We start from the raw sequence: 22,568 nt of genomic DNA on the forward strand, positions 1-22,568 counted from the left end.
GTCTATCTGCGGACCGACGCGCCCGGCCGACCTACACCCTCATCTGGGAAGAGCCGGGAAACTCCCAGTGGTCGCGGCGTTGGGCGACGGAATCGATGGCGTCGCTCTAACGTCATGCCATGACCACCACAGACGAACCGGCCTGGCTCTCGGCACTTCGGACAGCAGCGGTAAATCGGCCGCGTACTCAGTTCCAACGCATTCGTTGGGCGCACCTGCAGATCCTGTTGCGCGAGTACGACGCCCTTCTCCATGATGCGTCACCCGAGACACTGGAACGCTTGAAGAGCGCCCGCCAACACGACGCTGTGCGTACTCGCTACTAGACGCTGGTCTAGCTGCTGGCCTGGCCGAGCCGCCGCCGATCTGGCTTGTGAACCTTCGGCACCGAACTGAGGCGCGGCCCTCCGCTGGGTGGCACGATGCAGAGGTGCAAGCTGGCGATGTAACGCTCAAGAGCGTCTTCTCGGATAACCACCGCTACGAGATCCCGATGTTTCAGCGGCCGTACGTGTGGGCCGCCGACCGGGAGTGGTCCCCGATGTGGGACGACATCCGAGCCGCCGCCAACGGTGTCGTCCAGGACACGACGGACGACTCCTGGCCGGACGAACCGCCGCGCTACTTCCTTGGATCCATCGTGGTGAAGACGATCCAACGGAATCCCCAGCGGATCGACGGGTCGCTGCTGATCGATGGTCAGCAACGACTGACCACCTTGCAGATCTTGCTGGCCGCAGCACGAGCTGTAGCGGCGGTAGCTGGAGCTGAGACCGCTGCCGGGCGCTTCGCTGCCTGGCTGGAGAACGATGCCGCCACCGTCCACGACAACTTCCCCGATGACCGCCACAAGCTCTGGCCGCTGCCTCAAGACAGGGACGAGTTCCTCTGGGCGATCCGTCCTCCCGGAGACCTGAGCAACTGCCCGGACCCCCTTCACCAGGTCTGCCGTGCTCGCGTGTGGTTCGAGGAGGCCATCGCAGATTGGGCGGGCGACGGTGTCGATGCCGACGACCGGCTCACCGCTCTACACAGCGCACTCAACGACCGGATGCAGGTCGCGATGATCACCCTGGAGAAGACCGACAACGCACAGGTCATCTTCGAGGCGCTCAACCATCGCGGCGTCGAGCTGTCGCAATCAGACCTCATCAAGAACCTTCTGTTTCGGCTGGTCGAAGACCAGGGCCAGCGCAAGGAAGCCGAATCGCTACTCGTGAACCACTGGCTGCCGCTGGACTCGCGACGGTGGAGACTCGACGTGACGAGCGGTCGGATCACACGTAACCGCCTCGACGTGGTCCTGGCCTACTGGCTCACCATTCAGAAGCAGAGCGCCGTCTCGGTAGAGCACCTCTTTGACGAGTTCAAGACTTGGGTCCTAGACGGTAGCCACAACGCAGCCGACGTCATCAAGGCCGTGCGGGAACACGCTGATCTGTACGACCGCTTGATTGACGATCCGCCCAGCCACGAGGCCGCCGTGTTGATAGACCACGTCGTCGCCACCAAGACCAATACCGTCTGGCCGTTGCTGCTCAGCTTGTTCTCTCAGGATCAGGCGGTGCCGAAGTCTGAGCAGAGCGTCGCCGTCTCGGCCATCGGTTCGTACCTGATGCGCCGGGGTGTCTGTGGGTTGACGACGAAGGACTACAACAACATCTTTGTTTCCACTCTCAAGGCAAGCGCTGCCGCCGAGGCAGCCGAAACAGGGGCCACGATCAGGGACACCCTCAGCGGGCTTCGAGCTGAATCTCGCTGGTGGCCGAGCGACAGTGAGTTCGTCGGCGCTCTCATCGGGTCGAACTTCTACGCGCTGAGCAAGCCACGAATCCGCGCGTTCTTCGTCGGCATCGAGAACCGGTTGAGGGACGAGCAGGCCGAGGATGAAAGCAGAATCGAAGCCGACAACGGCGCCCTGAACATCGAGCACGTTCTGCCCCAGGCATGGCGCACTCATTGGCCGTTGGCTCCCTCGGACGACCCCCAGAAGGCGCTGGAGGTTCGGGAGAGAGCTGTCAACGCGCTCGGGAATCTGACTCTTACGAACGGCCGTCTGAACTCAAAGATGCGTAACTCCGACTGGGCGACGAAGCGCACCGCCCTGGGGGCCAAGAGCACGCTCCTGATCACCACGTCGTCGATCCTTGCCTCACCAGGTGCCTCTGTCCTGAGGGACTGGGACGGAGAGTGGGACGAGTCCGCAATCGATGCTCGAACGATCTGGCTGGTGAGCCTTGCGATCTCAACCTGGCCGCGCCCGGAGGTCGAAGACGAATCCCTCGATGACCAGTCAGATGACGATGATGAGCCCAGTCAGGATGCCGATGACCTGCCGGAGGACGACGCCTGAATAGCGGGTTCGGTTGGCTGCGTTCCGGATGAACTGGCTTAGGAACGAGATGAACATGTCATGTGTCCCACCATGGACATGTGAGATGTCCTCGTTCGGACATGTGAGATGTCATTGTTTAGACTTCGGCATCGTGGCGCGATGTACATCAGGTGCCAGCGGATGTACATCAGTGACGCGCAGTGGGACGACCGGCTCTCAGGCGTTCGCGCCTATGGGCTGGCTGCTGGGAGACGGCGCCGCGCAGCGGCGTCCTATCCACCTCGCCCTGTGCCCCGCCTGTAGGCGCCTCACGACCCCAACGGCAACCTCCTTCGCCTCCAGGAGGGTCCTGGTTCGCGAAGGTCGTGGTCGTTCACGAGGTGCTGGCGGCCGAGGTCGGGTGGGTGGTTACGGGGGCTGGGCGCCCGCTTCGCGGTCGCGAGAAGCGTGGTGCCTGCGGCGCTGCTTCAATGGTGGGGGAGCTGCAAGCTCCGGGCACAGCTTCGCCCAGGGCCTTGCATTTTTTGGCTCTGGGTCGGGCCTAGCGTGACCGGCGACCGCGCCGCGAGTTGCCTTCCGTATCAGCGCATCAGGATGCACTCCTTGTGCCACGGCTTCGCGAGCTTGTGGACGACGGTGTCGTGCTCGGTGATCACGCAGCCGCAACCACCGCAGGACTGGCCGACGGGATCGTCGGTCAGATAGCGCTTGGTGATCGGGTGGGCGGTGTTGACGTTGAGTCGACGACAGGCGGGGTGCCACGGCTCGCGCGTGATCCCCCGCCAGAATTTCTCACCGGCCAGGATCACGCCCTTACAGCCAGCGCACGTCAGGTCGTCGCCCTCCCGGTAGGTGCGGCGGTGTGCCCTGCGCTGAACTCGCTTCTGGACGGTCATCAGAAACATTCCGCGTGGGCAAGCTTGTCGGTCGCGACGAAGTGCACCTGTTCGTGCTTCGGGATCAGCCTGAGGCAGACGCAGCAAGTATTCGGCCACCGATTGGGGAAGACCTTGGAGGGCCGAGCCCAGCGGGTCAGTTTCATCGGACTGCCGAGCTGCTCTGACAGCGGGCGGTTGCTAGCCGGGTCGAAGTGACCGTTCTCGTCGTAAGCGGTCGGGTACAGGTCATCCGGCAAGGGGCCGATGAACTCCCAGCGCTTCAGCACAGCGGGCACGGAGCGCTGAAGCACCTCCGCAATGCGCTCCGCGTGGTCGTGATGACCAACCATCACGCGAAGGGCCGCGTCGTCGTCTCGGCTCCAAGCCTGACCGTGGCGCTCCATCGACGACTTAAAGGCACGCTCTTGGGTGACGATGATCTTCATGTCGGCAGTTCTCCAGGGTTGTCGGCCACGGCCCCGGCGTCTGTCAACGCGCGGGGCTTCTCCTTTCACTTCGTCACGTCGACTGGCGTGTTTGAAGTCCAATGCGGGGCCAAGGAGGCGGCTACTTCGGGGCCGCTCTGCGAGACCAGATCAGTCCGGGCTCAAGATTCGAGCCTGATGGCGGGTCGCTGCGGGTGGCCCAGGTTTTGGGCCACATGCTTAGTCGCGCGGTCCCGGTCCAGTAAGGCGAGCAGAATCTCCGTTCGGAGGTCAGGAGCCCATCTCGAGCCTTACGACGTTGCCGGCAACAGGAGCCCCAAGGATCGACCGGCCACGCAGCATCGCGTCACGCTTCATCCGGTCGCGGTCGATGCCCAGGTACAGCTCAGTTGTCTGTACCGACTTGTGGCCCAGCAGCGACGCCGCCATGCGCAGCGCTCCGTCGTGGCCTTCGTTGGCTGCCTGCTCGAACACGACCCTGGCGATGCTGCGCCTGAGGGTATGAAAGCCCTCGCCCGGCTGCGTCTCGACGCCGATGCGCTCCAACCCCCGGTGCACCACTCGCGCAGGGTGCCGCAACTGCTTCTCAGGCTCTGGATCGAAGGGCACGATGTTGCGCTTGATCCGGACATTGCGTCGCAACGGCGGAAACAGATGAGCGTCCGAATCTAGGGACCTGCCCTGGGCAGCGAGGCGTTCGGAGTACCACTGCAACCAGGTCCGCAGCTCTCGGTCCAGGTCGGAGGTGATCGGCAACAAGTCGGCGTCCTGGGTTTTCTGGATGACTACCCTGATAGAGCCGCTGTCCAGGTCGACGTCACCGACCTTCAGGCCCACCAGGTCGGAGGCTCGCAGTCCCAAGTTGGCGCCAGCGGCGAGCATGGCGCGATCCCTCGGGTTGGCGGACGTCTCGATCATCGCGCGGAGCTGACTTGCGGTCAGTTGTAGACGCGGCCTGCGGGCTTGGGTTTTGCGCCTACCGACCTCAGCCATCGGGTCGCCGGTTAGCCAGCCCCGGCGAGTGCAGAACGCCAGAAACAGCAACACTCGCGCGCGATCCTTGTTGTAGGACGTCGGCAACTTGCTCAAGGCTTCATCAACGAAGTAGTCCTCACAAGCCTCGGGGGTGAGCTTGTGACACTGCGGGTCACCGACGCCTCGGACGAACCTAGAAAGAACGCTGCGGTCGTTGTCGACGGTCGATTTGGCCAGGTTGATGGCGCGATTCCGCTGGTACGTGACGAGCGCTTCACTGAGCTTCGGGGTCTGTCGATAGGGCATGTTTTCCGGCCTCCTGGAGCCTGAGTAGCAGGAGATCCAGCGGCTGAAAAGATGGTCGTGATGTGTACTCCTACCCCTCCGTAACGTGTCCTACGGGAGCCAAAGAGTGGGAGTGAGCCACCAACCCTAGACCGCTGCCCCGTGGACGAACTCGTTCCGCAACGGCCCGATGGTGGCGAGCACCTGGCGCAGCCGGGTCAGGTCGATCCCGGCGAAGGCCGGGGCGATCTCCTCGTCGTCGAGAAGTCGGGAGTAGAGCCCGCCGACGACCGTGGTGATGGCGTCACGACCGCCGAGATGGTCGTACAGAGCCTGGTCCATGGTCGCTCCTTCGGTGCGCGCCGCGAACCCTCCCGGTCGTGACGTCCGACCGAGCCTAGGCACGGCGGCCCCGGCGCGCAGTCGAATCCGACGATGCGTGTCAGGAGTGCGGTTCGGAGCCGGGATCCAGCCGCGCCGACGTGGTGATCCGGCCCGGACCGGCACCTTGCTCCGACGACACGGGGGTACGTGACTCCACGATGGCGAGGGCTGCGAAGCCGCTGATGCTCTTGTCGAAGATCGAGATGACGAGGTTCGAGACGAACGTCGAGACCAGGACGAGATGGGTGATCGCGACCAGGTGGTCGGTCGCGCTGGTGCTGGCGTGACGCAGCGTGTCGTCGAGCAGGTAGACGATGGGCACCGCCACGACCGAGCAGGCTGCAGCACAGATCACGTTGAGGCTGAAGAAGCGCGGGATGCTGCGCCCCATGCCGAAGCGCCGGACGCCGTAGCCCCAGACGAGGGCGCCGGTGACGTTGACCAGCGCGAAGGGGAGGGAGTTGACGCCCGACAGCAGGACCCCGGAGGTGTTCGTCGCGACGCCCACCAGTGCGCCCCACCACGGGCCCAGCAGGATCGCCGACACGGCGGTGCCGGTCATGTCCAGGTGCAGGGGCAGGTCGAGCAGCAGGACGACACCGCGGCCGACGAGGTTGATCCCGACACAGGCCAGCAGGATGACCGCGATCCGCTTCAGCGAGCGCTGCCGCGAGGGACGGTGTGCCCGGGGGGCAACCACCGCTGCAGCCGGATCGATCGACGCTTCGTCCGATGTCTCGGACTCCCCGTCCGCGGTCGCCTCGCCGGAGGTGGCGGGTGCAGCGGTTGGGGGCGGGGCGGAGGTAGGGACCGCCACGGAGAACACGTGGGTGGACGCCGTCGGGAGCGACGTCGCTGAGGTGCGCCTCGAGGTGGCGCCGTCCTCGGCGCCGTCAGGCGTCGCCCGGCGGGCGACGCTCACCCAGGCCTCGACGCTGTCCTCGCTCAGCCCCAGCGCGACGAGGACCTCACGCACGAGCCCGACGTCCAGTCGGCGACGACCGGTCCGGAAGACGTCGTACACCGTCGAGCGCGCGATCCGGGCCCGCTCGGCAGACATCCCGGCTGCCTCGCGGCGAGCCGCGATCTCCGCGGCGATGGCGGCGTACGACGGGCTGCCGGCCTCGGACCGCAAGGCACGAAGCTCATCGGAGAACGCATCGATGGTGACGCGCCCGACGCTGGGTCCGATGATTTCGTCATGCATGCCTGGTTGGTCCTCATGATCTGTGTGCTCGACCCCGGATGTCACCCTAACCAGCGCCGGCGACCCATGTCCTCGTTTCCAAATGCGGCCGAAGTGAAATGCTGGCACAGCATGTCCTCTCCTGACTCGGGCTCGGCGTGCATGTGGGCTCAGCTCGCGTCGACGCGGCGGTAGACCACGAAGGCTGCGGTCTCGTGGACCACCGCGTAGCGCCGCAGCAGCTCCGGGGCCTCGAGCAGCGCCTCGGTGACCCGGTCGACGGACGACTCGTTCTCCACCCGCGTCTCGACCTCGCGGTGCATGAAGATCCAGCGCACCTCGGGGGAGGGGTCCAGCAGGGTCTCGTCGAAGAGCGGCCCCGTCGCGCGGTTGACGTAGGCACGATGGTCGATGCCGATGACCGGTGTCACGAGCAGGGAGCTCTCGTCCATCAGGATCCCGCCGCCGTCGTAGTGCTCGCCGACCCAACGAGCCACCTCCTTCACCTCGCGGTAGGCGCCGTGCTGGACGGCGGCCTCCTGGAGCACCGACACCCGGGTGTCGGGGTCCTCGGCCCACCAGAGGTTCTGCCCGAGGAGCCCGACGGCGACGGCGGCGGTGGCCACGCCGGTCAGGAGTCGGCGTGCCTCGACCCGGGCTCCCACGAGCGTGACCAGCACCGCCGCGAGCAGCGCGGCCCACGGGAGGCCGGACAGGACGTAGCGGTTGTTGTAGGCGCCGGTCGGCAGGGACAGGTCGTTGGTCATGATGTGCTGACCGGTGGTCAGGCTCACGAGGAGGAACACGGTCGAGGTCCCGGCGAGCCACACCAGCAGTGCCCGGTCGTCCAGGCCCCAGGCAAGCGTCATCACCACCAGCCCGGCGGCGGCCACGAGCAGTCCGACGAGGCCGATGTTCTCGAGCATCGCCTCGCCCAGGACCTCCAGCGAGAGCCCGGGGTTGCCGGCGGTCGTGAGCCGCCCGCTGTCGGCGAAGACCCGGGTGTAGGCCGCCGCCGAGTACTCGCCGGTGAGGAACTCCGTCGGAGTCCCGTAGACCGACAGGTTGTAGGCGAGCCACCAGCCGACCGCCGCGATCGAGGGCCCCGCGAAGGAGGCCGCCAGGACCGCGGCTCGCCGTACGCCACGACCCTGCCGGAGCACCACGATGATGACGAAGATGGTCGCGCTGACGACCAGCGCCCACCCCTCGTAGCGGGTCAGCACGGCCAGCGCCGCCGGGATGCCGGCGAAGACCGCCAGCTCGCCGCCGCTCAGCGTCCGTGGGCTGAAGGTCCACCCGGCGAGCCCGGCGAGACACATCATCAGAGCCGCGACCAGGACGGGTTCGGTCAGGGCGGTCGTCCCGACGTAGAGGTACGCCGGGTTCGCCAGCAGGACGGCGAGCCCCACGGCCTGCGCGGCTCGACCGAGGTCGAGGCGGACCATGACCCGGTAGAGCGCTGCGCTCGAGGCGCCGAGGCACAGCGACCCGAGGATGCAGGCCGCCACCCCGGTGGAGAAGAGCCACTCGACCTGGACGAGGGGGAGCAGGAGCAGGTGGGGCAGCGGCAGCCAGACCGTGCCGAGCTGGGAGAGTCCGGGAGCGCGGCTGTCGGTGATCCGCTGCGCGATGGTGAGGTGCGCCATCGCGTCGCCGTAGTCGAGGTTGGTGCCGGCTCGCACCGTCCACCAGGAGGCCACCGCACCCACCACGGCGCCGAGGACGAAGACGGCCACGGTGCCCGGCACCTGTCTGCGGGGGTGGACGTGACGCTGCAGCCAGGGCAGGCGTCGACCCGGTCGCGACCTGCGCTCGGACGCCGCGACCTCGCGCGACTGCGGCGTGGCCGAGGACGGATGCAGCACCGTCATCTATCCCCCCATGGATTCAGACACCTTCAAGGAGACCAGAGGAAGGGCTGTGGCGCCACTCCTGGTGCATGACGGACGGCCCCGGGTTCAGCAGGCGTCGAGCACCGGAGGAGCCGTCGGGGGAGCGCTGGGACGCGACACGGGCCTGACGAGCAGCGAGAAGCTCTCGTCGAGCTCATGACCCGTCGTGCCGTCGTGGGCGACGTGCTCGGTCCAGGCGACGCCGTCGTACCAGCGGTACTCCGCCCGACCCCATGGGTCGGCCAGCCAGGCTGCTCCGGGTCGGGTCCAGGTGCTCATCTCGTCGTGCTCCCACAGCTCGGCGGCGGTGGGCCCGTCCCACGGGGCGCAGCACCATGACAGCCGGTGCAGGTCCAGCTCGTCGGCGAACCGGGCCGCCCGGACAAAGTCCGGACAGCATCAGCCGCGTGCGGGACCCATCACGTCCTCGGCGAAGCGCCGCATGCCGTCGAGCTTCTGCTCCAGCGTCGCCTCCACGCCGCTGTAGTAGGCCCACGGCATCGTCCAGACCTCGGTGATCCCCGCCGCGCTCGCGGTCGCGAAGTGCTCGGGGAGGAACGCGTCGGACAGTGCCGTGATGATGTCGAAGCGCCCCTGCGTGCCCACCTCGGCCCTGATCTCGAGCAGCCGCGCAGCGTGGCTGCAGGCCTCCTCGACGGTGTAGATGTCGCCGACCCACCCGTCGTGCCGAGCGGCGCGGGCGAAGGCGATCTCGGAGAGCCCGCCGACGAGGATCGGGATCGGAGCGGAGGGGGACGGGTTCATCTGCATCCGCGGCGCGGAGTAGAAGGCGCCGTCGAACTCCGTCCACCCGGGCTCCCACAGGGCCTTCATCAGGGCCAGGCCCTCGTCGGTGCGCTTGCCTCGGGTGTGGAAGTCCTCGCCGAGGAGCGCGAACTCCTCCTTGCACCAGCCGATGCCGATCCCGAGGGAGACCCGGTCCCTGGACAGCACCGCCGCCGTACCGACCGACTTGGCGACCTGGAAGGGGTTGCGCATGGCGGCCACGTAGACGGAGGTGAAGAAGCGGACCCGGGTGGTGACCGCCGCGAGGGCCCCGATCAGCACCCACGGGTCCGGCCACTCCGCCTCGATGTCCCAGCGCCGCGAGCCGTCGGCGGTGTAGGGGTACGGCGTCGCGAGCTCCTCGAGGTCGACGACGTGGTCCGGGACCGAGATCGCGTGGTACCCCAGCTCGTCGGCGGCACGGGCCAGCGGGATCAGGTGGTCGACGGGCTGGAAGGCGGTGACGATCGAGAAGCGCACCGACCCAGGATAGCGTCGACTAGAACGTGTTCTAGCCGCCAGGGCGGCGGTCTAGGGTGACGACATGATGCGTGCCATCCACCATGTCGATCTGTGGGTCAGCGACGTCGACACGGCTGCCGAGGAGTGGGCCTGGCTGTTCGGGGAGCTGGAGTGGGAGGCCGACGACCAGCACCGTTCCTGGTGCCACCCGGACGGCACCTACGCCTTTCTCGAGCACTCTGCCGACTAGGTGGACGGGCCGCACGAGCGCCTGCGCGCCGGCGTCAACCACCTGGCCTTCACCGTCGACTCGCGCGAGCTGCTCGACCGGATGCGCGCGGAGTCGAGTGCCCACGGCTGGCACGAGCTCTTCGCCGACCGCTATCCGCACGCGGGGGGCGAGGAGCACGTCGCCCTCTACCTGGAGAACTCCGAGGCCTTCGAGGTCGAGGTGGTCCTCGAGGCCGGCACCGAGGGCTAGCCACCCGACTACCCGGCTCACTCGACAAGCGGGGGTCCGTCGACGCACAGCGGCTAGACAGCCGAAGCCCACGCACGACACAGCGCCGATCACCAGGCTGCCTCTCGACGGCGAGACCGATCGAGAGGGTGGCAGCGCGTGCTGGGTGTGTGGAGGAAGGGACGACGGCGGAGCCGCGTCGTCGGAGGGCTGGCGCTCGTGCTGGTGGTGGCCGCTGCGGCGGCGGGTTGGCTGCTCACGCGTGGCACGCAGTCGGCCGTGGCCACGACGACCACGGCCACCGTCTCGACCGAGACCGTGCGCGACACCGTGACAGTCAGCGGCACCATCGAGCCGGCCGCGACGGCCGACCTCGACTTCGCGGTGAGCGGCACCGTGACCCGGGTGCTCGTCGAGGCCGGTGACACCGTGAAGGTCGGCGACGCCTTGGCGCGCGTCGATGACACCGCACTGGTGGCGACCCGACGCGCCGCGCTGGCGACGTTGGAGGCGGCCGTCGCCCAGCGCGACGAGGACGAGGACGACGGCGCCGACGACACCAGGCTCGCAGCGGACCAGACCGCCGTCCTGGCGGCTCGCAGTGCCCTCACCGCGGCTCGCGACGACGTGGACGCCGCCACCCTGCGCGCCACGATCCGCGGCACCGTGACCGCGGTGGGTCTCGAGAAGGGCGACGTGACGGGCTCGAGCGCAGGCGCCTCGGGCGCTTCGGGCGGCTCGAGCGCAACAGGCGGCACCGCGACCGAGACCGGCGCGTCCGCGTTCTCCATCGTCTCCACCGGGCGCTTCGTCCTCGATGCCACGGTCGCTGCGGCCGATGCCGACCAGGTCAGCGACGGGCTCCAGGCCGAGATCACCGTCACCGGCGTCGCCGACACCGTCTACGGGACGGTGTCCGAGGTCGGCAGGGTCGCCGAGACCAGCTCGTCCGGCGCGGCGGTCTTCGCGGTCAGCGTCGACGTCACCGGGACCCGCGACGACCTGTACGCCGGCACCACGGCCGATGCCACCGTGATAGTCCAGCAGCTGCCCGACGTGCTGACGGTCAGCACTGCCGCCCTGCAGTCCGACGGCGAGACGACGTACGTCGAGAAGGTCGGTGACTCCGGAACCGAGCGCACCCACGTCGAGATCGGCGACACCTACGGCGCGACCACCCAGGTCGTCTCGGGCCTCGCCGAGGGAGACGTCGTCGAGGTGCCGGGCTTCACCCGCGGCCCCGGCGCGACGGGCACGGGCGGCGGGGGCGACGGCACCGACAACCAGCAGCGACCTCAGTTCGACGGGACCTTCCCGGGAGGCGGCGCCGGCTTCCCCGGCGCGGGCCCGGGCGGCACGCCATGAGCAACCCCACGAGCGCACCCTCGCGCAACCCCGTGATCGAGCTCGACGAGGTCCGCAAGACCTACCGCTCCGGCACGATCGAGTTCGAGGCCCTGCGCGGCGTCGACGTCACCATCGACGAGGGCGAGTACGTCGCCGTCGTGGGCCCCTCGGGCTCGGGCAAGTCCACCCTGATGAACCTCCTCGGCTGCCTCGACACTCCCACGAGCGGTGCCTACCGCCTGGCCGGCGAGGACGTGTCGACGATGTCCGAGACCGAGCTGGCCGAGGTCCGCAACCGCCGGATCGGCTTCGTCTTCCAGCAGTTCCACCTGTTGCCCTCCAAGTCGGCTTGGCGCAACGTCGAGCTCCCCCTGGTGTACGCCGGTGTGCCGCGCGCCGAGCGTCGCGACCGGGCTCGTGCGGCACTCACGCGAGTGGGTCTCGAGGAGCGCCTCGACAACCGTCCCGGAGAGCTGTCGGGCGGTCAGCAGCAGCGGGTCGCCGTGGCCCGGGCGCTGGTCACCGAACCGTCGCTCATCCTGGCCGACGAACCCACCGGCAACCTCGACTCGTCCTCCAGCGCCGACGTGATGACGCTGCTCGACGAGCTGCACGACGCCGGGCGCACCATCGTGCTGATCACCCACGACCTCGAGGTCGCTGAACGCGCCCAGCGCAACGTGGTGATCCGCGACGGCCGGATCACCGACGACGTGGCCACGGGTGCTGGTCTCGACGTGGCAGGGGGCGCCCGATGAGCTGGGCGGAGACCTTGCGCGCGGCCGTCGAGGCCATTCGGGCACACCGGCTTCGCTCGACCCTGACGATGCTCGGCATCGTGATCGGGATCAGCTCGGTGATCCTGACTGTCGGTCTCGGCGAGGGTGCCCAGCAGGAGGTCGAGGACCAGATCAGCGCGCTCGGCTCGAACCTCCTCATCGTCTCGCCGGGCAGCACCACCGACTCCGCGGGCCAACGCGGCGGGTTCGGGTCGGCATCCACCCTGACGGTCGCCGACGCCGACGCGATCGCCGACGACACCGTCGCACCCGACGTGGCCGCGGTCGCCCCGACCACCTCCGCCAACGTCAGCCTGGTCACCGGTGAGACCAACTGGACGACCTCGCTGGTCGGCACCACCACCTCGTGGGTCGACGTACGGGCGCGCGACCTGTCGTCCGGACGATTCTTCAGCCAGACGGAGGTCGACGAGGCGGCCGACGTGGCCGTCCTGGGTGCCGACACGGTCACCGAGCTCTTCCCGACGGGCAGTCCGGTGGGTCAGACGGTCACCGTCAACGGAAGTCCGCTGACCGTCATCGGCGTGCTGGCCTCGTCGGGCTCGACGTCGTCCGGGGCGAGCGAGGACGACCAGGCCGTCCTGCCGATCAGCACCGCCCAGCTCGTCACTGGCAGCTCCGGTACGTCGGTCTCGACGGTCTACGTGGAGGCTGCGGACGCGGATCGGCTCTCGGCCGCCTACCAGGAGGTACACGCGCTCCTGCTCACCAACCATGGCGTCGAGGCGGCGGACGCGGACTTCACGATCGCGACCCAGGAGTCGTTGGTCGAGACGGCCAACGCCACCAACGAGACGATGACCGTGCTGCTCGCCGGCGTCGCCGCGATCTCGCTGCTCGTGGGCGGTATCGGCGTCATGAACATCATGCTGGTCTCGGTCACCGAACGGATCCGGGAGATCGGGTTGCGCAAGGCACTCGGTGCGACGCCGAACGCGATCGGCCGACAGTTCCTCGTCGAGGCCTCGGTCCTCGGGCTCACCGGAGGACTCGTCGGCGTCGCCGTCGGCGCGATCGGCTCCCAGACGTTGCCTGCGCTGATCGACCAACCCGTCTCCCTCTCACCGGTGGCCACCGCCGGTGCCATCGGCACCGCGCTGGCGCTGGGGATCGGCTTCGGGGTCTACCCGGCCGGCCGGGCCGCGCGACTCACCCCGATCGACGCCCTGCGCAGCGACTGAGCGCGACGTCCCCACCGACCATCGCACGTGTCACCCGGCACGCCCCGAGCACGAAGGAAGCCCCATGTCTCTCACCGCCCGCCGATCCACCGGCCGACCCACCACTCGACCCACCACTCGACCGGTGCTGCTCGCGCTCGCCTCAGTCGCCGTGCTCCTCGGGGGGCTCACGGCCTGTGGGGGCGCGGATGCCACCGCGACCGATCCGACCTCGGTCGACGCACAGGCCGGCAGCGGGGCTCTGGAGGGTGGGTCCGGAGGGAACGAGGGCTTCACGCTGCCCGGCGCCCGCGGGACGATCGCCGCGGTCGACGGGACGACCCTGCAGGTGCGCAACGACCAGTCCGGCCAGGTCGCGGTCAGCTACAGCGACGCCACCACGATCACCGCCCAGGTGGCCGGCTCGGTGGACGACATCGTCGTCGGCAGCTGCGTCCGGGTGACGAGCCCCGACGGCACGGGCGATGACACCGGCGACGAGGACTCGGCGGTGACAGCGGCGACCGTCACGGTCACCGAGAAGGTCGACGGGACCTGTTCCGCGGCGGGCGGCGGGTTCGGTGCCGCCGGGGCCCGAGGTCGCGACGGGGCTGCACCGGGTGGCGGCACGCCGCCCACTGACCTCCCCGACCTCCCCGAGGGTGCGCCGGACGGGGCGGCACCGACCGACCGCCCCGAGGGTGCCCGCGGCTTCGGTGGAGGGGTGTCGGGAGAGGTCAGCGCCGTCGACGCCGGCACGATCACCGTCGAGGTCTCCGTGCCCGGGGACGATGCCACGACGTCGACCTCGGTCCTCCTGGAGGACAGCACGACGGTCACCACCACGCAGGACTCCGACGCCGACAGTCTCACCGTGGGGGAGTGTGTGGTTGCCATGGGCGACGCCGACTCGACCGGTGCCGTCACCGCCGAGACCATCCAGGTCAGCGACCCCGTCGACGGGGCCTGCCAGACCGGTGGACCCGGCGGGTTCGGTGGCACCGGTGGGCGTGGTGCTCCCGACGACGCGTCCCGGGCGGACTCGTGAGCCGGCGCCGGCGCAGGCTGGCCGCAGGCGTCGCGGCCGTCACCGTGAGCGTCGGGGGGTACGTCGCCTGGTCGGCCTCGGCTCAGGCCGACACCGCCTACCGGACCGCATCGGTCTCGCGAGGCAGCGTCACCTCGACCCTGCAGCTGTCCGGAACGCTCGGCTCGGGCGACCGGGCCGACCTTGCCTTCGGCACCGCGGGCACCGTCTCCGAGGTGCTCGCCTCCGTCGGTGACCGGCTCACCGCCGGCCAGGTCGTCGCCCGCCTCGACCAGACCGACCTGCGCTCGGCCGTGACCCGGGCCCGCGCAGACCTCGCGGCTGCCCGCGATCAGCTCGAGCAGGACCAGGACGCCCAGTCGCAGACCGTGGCGGCGGCCACGGCAGCGGTCTCCTCCTCGACGTCGACAAGCGGCTCGGGCACCTCGGGCGCCGCCATGTCCGCGGGGTCCGGGGGGTCCGCAGCGACGCCAGGTGGCACCGACCAGGGCTCAGCAGCACCGGGGACCTCCGAGGCGGCGGCGGAGCCGCTGCCGACCCCCGAGTCGACCCCCGAGCCCAGTGGCAGCGACGCCGCCCAGACGGGCCCCGACCTCAGCGAGGCCCTGGCGTCACTGGGGACCCAGCAGGATGCGGTGACCGGCGCCCAGTCGGTGGCGTCGGCCGCACTCGCCGACGCCTCGGCCGCCCTCGCGGCCCAGGGCGCCGTCTGCGCGGACGCCTTCACCCCTGCCGACCCCGAGCCGGAGACCGATCCGGAACCCGAGGGCGATCCGGACGACGGCACGAGCGGGGACACGAGCGGGGACGGCAGCTCGTCCGTCGACGACGCGTGCACGACTGCCCTGGCGACGGTGCAGGCAGCCCAGACGAGCGTGGCCGATGCTCAGGATGCGCTGCAGTCGGCGCTCACCGCGCTGGGGGACACCTTGACCGCTGCGGTGGCCACCCTCACCGAGGCGGCGACGCAGCCCGACCCTGCCCCGGAGCAGGAGCCTGAGTCCACGAGCCAGCCCCCGGACACGCAGGAGGACCAGGACCAGAATCAGTCGGACCAGAACCAGTCGGACCAGGACCAGTCGGACCAGGACCAGGGCAACCCCGGTCAGAGTGGCCAAGGTGCTCAGAGCTCGAGCGGCCAGGACCCGGGGGCGACCGTCCAGGGCTCGACCCAGGGCTCCACGCAGGGCTCCACGCAGGGAGGCGACAGCGTCACGGCCGCCACCCTGGCGCGTGACCAGGCCGCCATCGACAGCGCTCGCGCGGACCTCATCACCGCCAGGATGGCCCTGGACGGCTCCACGCTGCGCGCTCCGCACGGGGGGCGCCTGCTCGCCCTTGAGGCGGACGAAGGAGACGCGGTCGGGGCCGGCTCGGACATCGGCGTGCTCGTCGCAGGTGGTCTGAGCATCGTCACGTCGTCCGTCACCACGGACCAGGTCGCCGACCTCACCGTCGGTCAGTCCGCCGAGGTGACCCCGGTGGGCGCGACCGCGGCCCTGACCGGGGAGGTCACCTCGGTCGCGGCCGTGCCGACCACCTCCACGTCCGGCGACTCGACGTACGCCGTCGTGGTCACGCTCGACGACAGGGGCCTGGACCTGCCCGAGGGGGCCGGAGCAGCGGTGTCGGTCACCACGGACGAAGTCGCCGATGCCCTGACCGTGCCCGCGTCCGCGGTCACCTCCGGCGTGGTCCGCGTGCTCGAGGGCGACGCCCTCGGCCGGGCGCGCGTCACCACGGGCCTGGTGGGCTCCGGCGTCGTCGAGGTCGTCGACGGACTCGAGGAGGGCGACGAGGTGGTGCTGGCCGACCTCGACGCAGCCCTGCCGACCGGTGACTCCGACACCACGACGCCCGGGCAGGGTGGTTTCGGCGGGGGCTTCGGGGGCGGCTTCGGCGGGGTGCCGGGCGGCACCGGTCCGGGCGCCGGCGGCTTCGGTGGTGGGGGAGGGCGGGGCTGAGACGAGCGGACGCGTCAGCTGTCGGAGGCCTCGTCCAGACGCATCCGCTGACGGGGGAGCGCGGCCTCGTCGTGCTCGCGCAGATAGGTGACGAGGCCCTCGCGCACGAAGCAGCGCAGGTCGTAGAGCGTGGGGGCGTCGACGGCCGTCACCAGGACGCGGATCCGGATGAAGCCGCCGACGGCGTCGATCAGCTGGAAGTGCGCCACTCGGCCGTCCCAGAGCCCGGCCTCGTCGGCCTCGGCCATGATCGGGGTCAGCTGTGCTCGCAGCCGGAGGGTGTCGACCCGCCAGTCGACGTCCATCTCGACGGCACCCATCAGCTCGGACGTGTTGCGGGTCCAGTTCTGGAAGGGCGTGGTGGTGAAGTACGTCGACGGCAGCACCATCCGCCGCTCGTCCCAGAGGCGGACGACCACGTAGCTGAGCGTGATCTCCTCGATCCACCCCCACTCTCCCTCGACGATGACGGCGTCGTCGATCTTGATCGCGTTGTTGAAGGCCAGCTGGATCCCGGCGAAGACGTTGGCCAACGTCGACTGCGCTGCCAGTGCCGCCACCACGGAGATCAGTCCGGCCGAGGCCAGCACGCTCGCCCCGAGCGTGCGTACGCCTGGGAAGCTCAGCAGCACCGCGCCCACGGCGATCACCACGACGGTGGCGATCGTCAGGCGCTTGATGAGCAGCACCTGGGTCACCCGTCTGCGGGCGATCTTGTTGTCGCGCTCGTCGAGGTTGGTCCGCACCAGCGCGAGGTCCTCGAGGAAGACCAGGACGGCCGCCAACAGCCAGGCACCCGCGGCGATCGCGCTGATCCGGCAGGCCAGCGACGCTGCGTCCCACCACAGGTCGTCCTCGCGCACCCCGGCTATCCAGCCCGTCGCCGCCAGCACGACCACGAGCGTGCGGAACGGGTAGCGAGCGCTGGCGGCCAGCCGCTCGGCGTGCGACCACCGCCTCCCGAGCACGCGCAGGAGCAGCGCCGCCGCGACGACCACTACTGCTGCTCCCAGGGCAGCGGAGCCGGCGGCGATCAGGGCGTTCATCCAGGAGACGGCCATGCGTCAGCGTGCCAAGAGGGCCCGGACGCACCGAGAGGCACCCCCGAACGGGGGCGCCTCTCGGTGCGAACGGTCACATGGGCCGTGAGTCAGCGCCTGCTGAAGATGCTGTAGCCCCCGGGGCCGACGGCGAGGCCGACGATGATCAGCACGATGCCGAACAGGATCGACCCCTGCAACAGGGTGACGACGCCCGAGACGACGAGGATGACAGCGAGGATCCAGAGTAGGAAGCCCATGGGTGATGCTCCTTTGGTGGTGATGGGGGTGTCCCGCGGTGGCGGGCTCTCCTGCCGACTCTCTCGTGGGCCACGGCGCGGCGAACCACCCGAACGGGCGACGACCTCACGCTCGGTGCTCGACCCTGGTCAGCGAGGGACGGGGACGCCGTACAGGGTGGTGCGCTCGCGGACCGGGCGGTCGATGCCCGCGCCGATCTCGACGAGCTCTTCGACGGTCTTGGCGGAGCCGTGCTCGGAGCCGGCCATCCGGGAGATGGTCTCCTCCATGAGGGTTCCGCCGACGTCGTTGGCTCCGGAGGTGAGCATGGTGCGGGTGCCCTCGACGCCGAGCTTGACCCAGGAGGTCTGGATGTTGTCGATGCGGCCGTGGAGCAGGATCCGGGCCATGGCGTGCACGGCGCGGTTGTCTCGCAGGGTGGGGCCGGGTCGGGCGACGCCGGCGAGGTAGATGGGCGCGGAGGTGTGCACGAACGGCAGGGGGACGAACTCGGTGAAACCGTCGGAGCCGTTCTCGCGGGCGGTGTCCTGGATGCGGGACAGGACGCGGAGGTGCCCGACCCAGTGGCGCGGGTTGTCGACGTGGCCGTACATCATCGTGGAGGTCGTCGGGAGGCCGATGCGGTGGGCGGTGGAGACGATCTCGATCCAGGTCGAGGCGGGCAGCTTGCCCTTGGTCAGGACCCAGCGGACCTCGTCGTCGAGGATCTCGGCGGCGGTGCCCGGCAGGGAGCCGAGGCCGGCCTCGCGGGCCTTGATGAGGAAGTCCTCGATGGACAGGCCGGTGCGGGCGGTGCCGTTGACGATCTCCATGGGGGAGAAGGCGTGGACATGCATGTCGGGCACGCGCTGCCTGACCGCGGAGACGAGGTCGAAGTAGGCGGTGGCGGGCAGCTCGGGGTCGATGCCCCCCTGCATGCAGACCTCGGTGGCGCCGAGGTCCCAGGCCTCGGCGGCGCGGTCGGCGACCTCGTCGAGGGACAGCGAGTAGGCGTCGGCGTCGGTGCGGCGCTGGGCGAAGGCGCAGAAGCGGCACCCGACGTAGCAGACGTTGGTGAAGTTGATGTTGCGGTTGACGACGTAGGTCACGTCGTCGCCGACGACCTCGCGGCGCAGGTCGTCGGCCAGGCGACAGACCTGCTCGAGGAGGTCGCCCTCGGCGGTCATCAGGGTCAGGGCGTGCTCGTCGGAGAGGTTGCCGGGGTCGGCCTCGGCCGCGCTCAGGGCTTCGCGACCCTCTGCGTGCAGGACGGCGGGCGCACCGTCGATGAGCCCGGTGCCGGCCGCGGCGTCCTTGACCTCGTCCCAGTCGCCGTACACGTCGGTGAAGTCCGAGCGCCGATCCTCGGTGCGGCCGCCGTCGGGTCCCTCGTCGTCGATGGCGCTGTGCAGGTCGGTGCGGCCGACGGAGGTGAAACCGCCGTCGGGCTCCTGCCAGGGCAGGCCGGTGGGTCGTACGTCGGGGCGCGCGAGGCCGCCCTCGGTGGCCAGGGCGGCGACGTGGCCCGAGACGCGGGGGTCGAGCCAGGGCTCGCCGGCGCGGACGTACTCGGGGTGCACGGTCAGGCGGGGTCGCAGGTCGAAGCCGCACTGGGCGGTGATGTCGCGCAGCCGGTCCAGCGAGGGCCAGGGGCGCTCGGGGTTGACGTGGTCGGGGGTCAGCGGTGACACCCCACCCCAGTCGTCGACGCCGGCGTCGAGCAGTGCGCGGCACTCGGTGAGATCCACGAGGTTGGGCGGTGCCTGCAGCCGCGCCTTGGGTCCGAGCACGAGGCGGGTGACGGCGATGGTGGCGCGGTAGGTGTCGAGGTCGAGGTCGTCGGTGTGGCGCATCGCGGTGTCGGGCTTGGCGCGGAAGTTCTGCACGATGACCTCTTGCACCGAGCCGTACTGGGTGGAGACCTTGCGCAGCGCGAAGATCGTCTCGGCGCGCTCGGTCAGGGTCTCGCCGATCCCGACCAGGAGCCCGGTGGTGAAGGGGATCGAGAGACGCCCGGCGTCCTCGAGGACCCGCAGCCGCACGGCGGGATCCTTGTCGGGGGAGCCGTAGTGCGCCTCGCCCTTGGTCTCGAAGAGGCGGCGCGAGGTCGTCTCGAGCATCATCCCCATCGAGGGCGAGACCGGCTTGAGGCGGTTCATCTCCTCCCACGACATGACGCCGGGGTTGAGGTGCGGCAGCAGCCCGGTCTCCTCCAGCACCCGCACCGCCATCGCGCGCACGTAGGCCAGCGTCGAGTCGTAGCCCTTGGAGTCGAGCCACTCCTTGGCCTCGGGCCACCGGTCCTCGGGCCGGTCACCCAGCGTGAAGAGCGCCTCCAGGCACCCCATCGCCGCACCCTGGGAGGCGATCTCGAGGATCTCGTCGGGCGACAGGAACGGCTCGCGTCCCTCGCGAGCAGCCTGGCCCGGGGTCTCGACGAAGGTGCAGTAGTGGCACCGGTCGCGACACAGCTTGGTGACCGGGATGAAGACCTTCGGAGAGTAGGTCACCACGCCCCGACCCTCGACGCTGCGACCCGCTGCGACCAGCCCCGCGTCGCGGACCCGTCCGGCGGCACCCGTCAGCCGGTCCAGCTCCGGGCCGGTCGCTGCCAGCAGCGCCGTGGCCTCGGCGAGGTCGAGAGCCGCACCCCGCTCGGCGCGCGCCAACGCGCGTCGTACCTGTTGGGGGGTGACGGTCGGCTGCTCGTTGTGCTCGCTCATCGTGATCCAACCTAACCGCGGGGCGGGCGAGAGGATTCCCCACCCACGGACTGGACCGGGACGATCGTGTGCTGCGGCGTCTTCACGTGATCTCGCTGAACCGCTCGACGCTCTCGCGTGGTCCCGCGACGATCAGGACGTCTCCGTCCTCGATCACGGTCTCGGCCGTCGCGTAGGTGAAGTCGTCCTCGCCGCGCTTGATCCCGACGACGGTGACCCCGAACTCGGCACGGATCGTCGACTCGCCCAGCGGTACGCCGTACAGCCGACGCGGTGGGCGGGTCTTGACGATCGCGTAGCCGTCGTCGATCTCGATGTAGTCGAGCATCGAGCCCTTGACCAGGTGGGCGACGCGCTTGCCCATGTCGTGCTCGGGTCGTACGACGTGGTGGACCCCGATCTGGGTGAGGATCCGTGCGTGGGCGTGACTGATCGCCTTGGCCCACACCTGGTCCACCCCGAGGCCGAGCGCGACCGAGGCCGACAGGATGCTGGCCTCCAGGTCGTTGCCCACGCCGATGACGGCGCGCTCGAACTCGGCCACCGACAGCTGTCGCATGGCGTCCTCGTTGGTGGCGTCGGCCTGCACGACGTGGGTGAGCCGTCCGGCCAGGGACTGGACGATCCGATGGTCGGAGTCGACACCGAGGACTTCGGTGCCCTGCTCCATGAGCTCCAGGGCCAAGGACTTGCCGAAGCGCCCCAGCCCGATGACCACGACGGTCCCGTGCGAGTGCTGCGGTGCCTTGCGCCGTGCCGCTGACCTGCCTGCTGACCTAGCCAATGATCGGCCGTCCTTCCGGGAGCTCGTAGAGCCGCTTGCGCTCGCGCAGCGCCAGGGCCGAGACCAGTGTGATCGGTCCCAGCCGACCGAGGAACATCAGGCCGACCAGGATCACCTGGGCGGCCCCGGGGAGATCGGCGGTCACCCCGGTGGAGAGCCCGACGGTGGCGAAGGCCGAGACCGCCTCGAAGAGCACCTGCTCGGTGGACAGGGCGGTGATCTCGATCAGCACGACGGTGGCGCTGACGACCGCGGCGATGCTGAGGAGCACCACGGTGAGTGCCTGGCGCACGGCGCGGTCGTCGATGCGACGGTCGAAGGCATCGACGTTGGACTCGCCGCGCACCTCCGCGAAGACGGCGAAGAAGAGGATGACGAAGGTGGTCACCTTGATGCCCCCGGCGGTGCCGGCGGAACCGCCCCCGATGAACATCAGGATGATCGTGCCGAGCAGGGTGCCGTCCTCCATCTGGCCGTAGTCGAGGGTGTTGAAGCCGGCGGTGCGTGGCATCACGGCCTGGAAGAAGCCGGCCAGCAGGCGGCCGGGGGTGTCGAGGGCGCCGAGCGTGGCGGGGTTGTTCCACTCGGTCGCGGTGACGAACACGGTGCCTAGGACCAGCAGCGCGACGGTGGCGACCACGGTGAGCTTGAGGTGCAGGCTCCAGGTGCGCCGGCGCTGTGAGGTACGGCGGAGCTGGCGCCGGATCTCGAGGATGACCGGGAAGCCCAGCCCGCCCGAGATGACCGCCCCCGCGATCGGCAGGCAGATCCAGGGGTCGGCGACGAAGCGCGTGAGGCTGTCGGACCACAGGGCGAAGCCCGCGTTGTTGAAGGCCGAGACGGAGTGGAAGACCCCGAGGTACACAGCTCGGCCGAGCGACTCGTCGTACCCCAGCCAGAACCGCAGCGTCAGGGCCACGGCGGTGACCGCCTCGAAGAGGAGGGTGAAGGCGAGAACGCCCTTGATCACGCTGCGCACGTCGCCGAGTCCGACCGCCTTCGTCTCGGCGGCGGCGGTGAGGCGCGCCTGGAGGCCCATCCGTCGTGAGACCAGCAGGCCGAGCAGCGAGGCCAGGGTCATGATCCCCAGCCCGCCCACCTGGATGAGGCCGAGGATCACCGCCTCGCCGAAGCCCGACCAGTACGTGGGGGTGTCGACGACCACGAGGCCGGTCACGCACACGGCGCTGGTGGCGGTGAAGAACGACTCGAGCACGCTCGCGCCGCCGGGACCCGAGCGGGACAGCGGCAGCAGGAGCAGCACCGTGCCGACCGCGATCGCCGCGGCGAAGCCGAGCACCACGATCTGCGCCGGGTGCCGCAGGAAGCGGCGGCGGGCTGGCCCACTCACGCTGCGCAGAGTATCCCCG

General features: G+C 69.7%; 21 protein-coding genes. 8 read left to right on the forward strand and 13 right to left on the reverse strand.

Features of this window, described 5'->3' with window-relative positions; genetic code table 11:
- Nucleotides 1-430 precede the first annotated feature (430 nt).
- The gene (locus Q1K33_RS14835; protein WP_300405296.1) at nucleotides 431-2,353 is read left to right on the forward strand and encodes a DUF262 domain-containing HNH endonuclease family protein; all 1,923 of its coding nucleotides are present in this window, start codon (nucleotides 431-433) and stop codon (nucleotides 2,351-2,353) included.
- A gap of 563 nt (nucleotides 2,354-2,916) precedes the next feature.
- Here the strand turns inward: Q1K33_RS14835 and Q1K33_RS14840 are convergent.
- The 8 genes from Q1K33_RS14840 to Q1K33_RS14875 form a co-directional block, all read right to left on the reverse strand.
- Nucleotides 2,917-3,231 carry a hypothetical protein gene (locus Q1K33_RS14840; RefSeq protein ID WP_300405297.1) on the reverse strand — a complete coding sequence of 105 codons (315 nt, stop codon included), beginning with the start codon at nucleotides 3,229-3,231 and terminating at the stop codon, nucleotides 2,917-2,919.
- Entirely contained in the window at nucleotides 3,231-3,659 is a 429-nt protein-coding gene (locus Q1K33_RS14845) for a hypothetical protein (protein ID WP_300405298.1), read from the reverse strand. Before Q1K33_RS14845 ends, Q1K33_RS14840 begins: the two co-directional genes overlap by 1 nt.
- Nucleotides 3,660-3,929: 270 nt before the next feature.
- Nucleotides 3,930-4,940, reverse strand: coding sequence for a tyrosine-type recombinase/integrase (locus tag Q1K33_RS14850; RefSeq protein WP_300405299.1), 1,011 nt, complete (start codon nucleotides 4,938-4,940; stop codon nucleotides 3,930-3,932).
- A gap of 126 nt (nucleotides 4,941-5,066) precedes the next feature.
- A complete protein-coding gene (locus Q1K33_RS14855) occupies nucleotides 5,067-5,261 on the reverse strand; it encodes a hypothetical protein (RefSeq protein WP_300405300.1) in 195 nt (64 codons plus the stop codon).
- A gap of 100 nt (nucleotides 5,262-5,361) precedes the next feature.
- Nucleotides 5,362-6,510, reverse strand: coding sequence for a hypothetical protein (locus tag Q1K33_RS14860; protein WP_300405301.1), 1,149 nt, complete (start codon nucleotides 6,508-6,510; stop codon nucleotides 5,362-5,364).
- A 149-nt stretch (nucleotides 6,511-6,659) separates the two neighbouring features.
- A complete protein-coding gene (locus Q1K33_RS14865; RefSeq protein ID WP_300405302.1) occupies nucleotides 6,660-8,363 on the reverse strand; it encodes a hypothetical protein in 1,704 nt (567 codons plus the stop codon).
- A gap of 87 nt (nucleotides 8,364-8,450) precedes the next feature.
- Nucleotides 8,451-8,663 (reverse strand): DUF2510 domain-containing protein, encoded by a 213-nt coding sequence (locus tag Q1K33_RS14870; RefSeq protein WP_300405303.1) that lies wholly within the window; start codon nucleotides 8,661-8,663, stop codon nucleotides 8,451-8,453.
- Between the two features lie 120 nt (nucleotides 8,664-8,783).
- Nucleotides 8,784-9,650, reverse strand: a complete 867-nt coding sequence (locus Q1K33_RS14875) for a TIGR03619 family F420-dependent LLM class oxidoreductase (RefSeq protein WP_300405304.1) — start codon at nucleotides 9,648-9,650, stop codon at nucleotides 8,784-8,786.
- A 64-nt stretch (nucleotides 9,651-9,714) separates the two neighbouring features.
- On the opposite strand from Q1K33_RS14875, the gene Q1K33_RS14880 reads away from it, so the two are divergent.
- The 7 genes from Q1K33_RS14880 to Q1K33_RS14910 all read left to right on the forward strand — a co-directional run bounded on the left by Q1K33_RS14880 (nucleotide 9,715) and on the right by Q1K33_RS14910 (nucleotide 16,411).
- Complete coding sequence (locus Q1K33_RS14880; protein WP_300405305.1) at nucleotides 9,715-9,882, forward strand: hypothetical protein; 168 nt, start codon at nucleotides 9,715-9,717, stop codon at nucleotides 9,880-9,882.
- The gene (locus tag Q1K33_RS14885; RefSeq protein WP_300405306.1) at nucleotides 9,883-10,113 is read left to right on the forward strand and encodes a hypothetical protein; all 231 of its coding nucleotides are present in this window, start codon (nucleotides 9,883-9,885) and stop codon (nucleotides 10,111-10,113) included.
- 138 nt (nucleotides 10,114-10,251) lie between these two features.
- Nucleotides 10,252-11,457 carry an efflux RND transporter periplasmic adaptor subunit gene (locus Q1K33_RS14890; protein ID WP_300405307.1) on the forward strand — a complete coding sequence of 402 codons (1,206 nt, stop codon included), beginning with the start codon at nucleotides 10,252-10,254 and terminating at the stop codon, nucleotides 11,455-11,457.
- Nucleotides 11,454-12,197 carry an ABC transporter ATP-binding protein gene (locus Q1K33_RS14895; RefSeq protein WP_300405309.1) on the forward strand — a complete coding sequence of 248 codons (744 nt, stop codon included), beginning with the start codon at nucleotides 11,454-11,456 and terminating at the stop codon, nucleotides 12,195-12,197. The genes Q1K33_RS14890 and Q1K33_RS14895 overlap by 4 nt, the downstream gene beginning before the upstream one ends.
- Complete coding sequence (locus Q1K33_RS14900) at nucleotides 12,194-13,420, forward strand: ABC transporter permease (RefSeq protein ID WP_300405311.1); 1,227 nt, start codon at nucleotides 12,194-12,196, stop codon at nucleotides 13,418-13,420. Before Q1K33_RS14895 ends, Q1K33_RS14900 begins: the two co-directional genes overlap by 4 nt.
- 64 nt (nucleotides 13,421-13,484) lie before the next feature.
- Nucleotides 13,485-14,447: a hypothetical protein gene (locus Q1K33_RS14905; RefSeq protein WP_300405313.1), complete on the forward strand. Its 963-nt coding sequence runs from the start codon at nucleotides 13,485-13,487 to the stop codon at nucleotides 14,445-14,447.
- Nucleotides 14,444-16,411 carry an HlyD family efflux transporter periplasmic adaptor subunit gene (locus tag Q1K33_RS14910; protein WP_300405315.1) on the forward strand — a complete coding sequence of 656 codons (1,968 nt, stop codon included), beginning with the start codon at nucleotides 14,444-14,446 and terminating at the stop codon, nucleotides 16,409-16,411. The genes Q1K33_RS14905 and Q1K33_RS14910 overlap by 4 nt, the downstream gene beginning before the upstream one ends.
- Before the next feature lie 14 nt (nucleotides 16,412-16,425).
- Here the strand turns inward: Q1K33_RS14910 and Q1K33_RS14915 are convergent, their stop codons facing one another.
- The 5 genes from Q1K33_RS14915 to Q1K33_RS14935 form a co-directional block, all read right to left on the reverse strand.
- The gene (locus Q1K33_RS14915; RefSeq protein ID WP_300405317.1) at nucleotides 16,426-17,472 is read right to left on the reverse strand and encodes a mechanosensitive ion channel domain-containing protein; all 1,047 of its coding nucleotides are present in this window, start codon (nucleotides 17,470-17,472) and stop codon (nucleotides 16,426-16,428) included.
- 89 nt (nucleotides 17,473-17,561) lie between these two features.
- A complete protein-coding gene (locus tag Q1K33_RS14920; protein ID WP_300405319.1) occupies nucleotides 17,562-17,711 on the reverse strand; it encodes a GPGG-motif small membrane protein in 150 nt (49 codons plus the stop codon).
- A gap of 129 nt (nucleotides 17,712-17,840) precedes the next feature.
- The gene (locus Q1K33_RS14925) at nucleotides 17,841-20,414 is read right to left on the reverse strand and encodes a bifunctional FO biosynthesis protein CofGH (protein ID WP_300405321.1); all 2,574 of its coding nucleotides are present in this window, start codon (nucleotides 20,412-20,414) and stop codon (nucleotides 17,841-17,843) included.
- An 82-nt stretch (nucleotides 20,415-20,496) separates the two neighbouring features.
- Nucleotides 20,497-21,132 (reverse strand): TrkA family potassium uptake protein, encoded by a 636-nt coding sequence (locus Q1K33_RS14930; RefSeq protein ID WP_300405323.1) that lies wholly within the window; start codon nucleotides 21,130-21,132, stop codon nucleotides 20,497-20,499.
- Between the two features lie 58 nt (nucleotides 21,133-21,190).
- Entirely contained in the window at nucleotides 21,191-22,549 is a 1,359-nt protein-coding gene (locus tag Q1K33_RS14935; protein ID WP_300405325.1) for a potassium transporter TrkG, read from the reverse strand.
- Nucleotides 22,550-22,568 lie beyond the last annotated feature (19 nt).

The organism is Nocardioides sp. (assembly GCF_029937575.1).
Taxonomy (GTDB): Bacteria; Actinomycetota; Actinomycetes; order Propionibacteriales; family Nocardioidaceae; genus Nocardioides.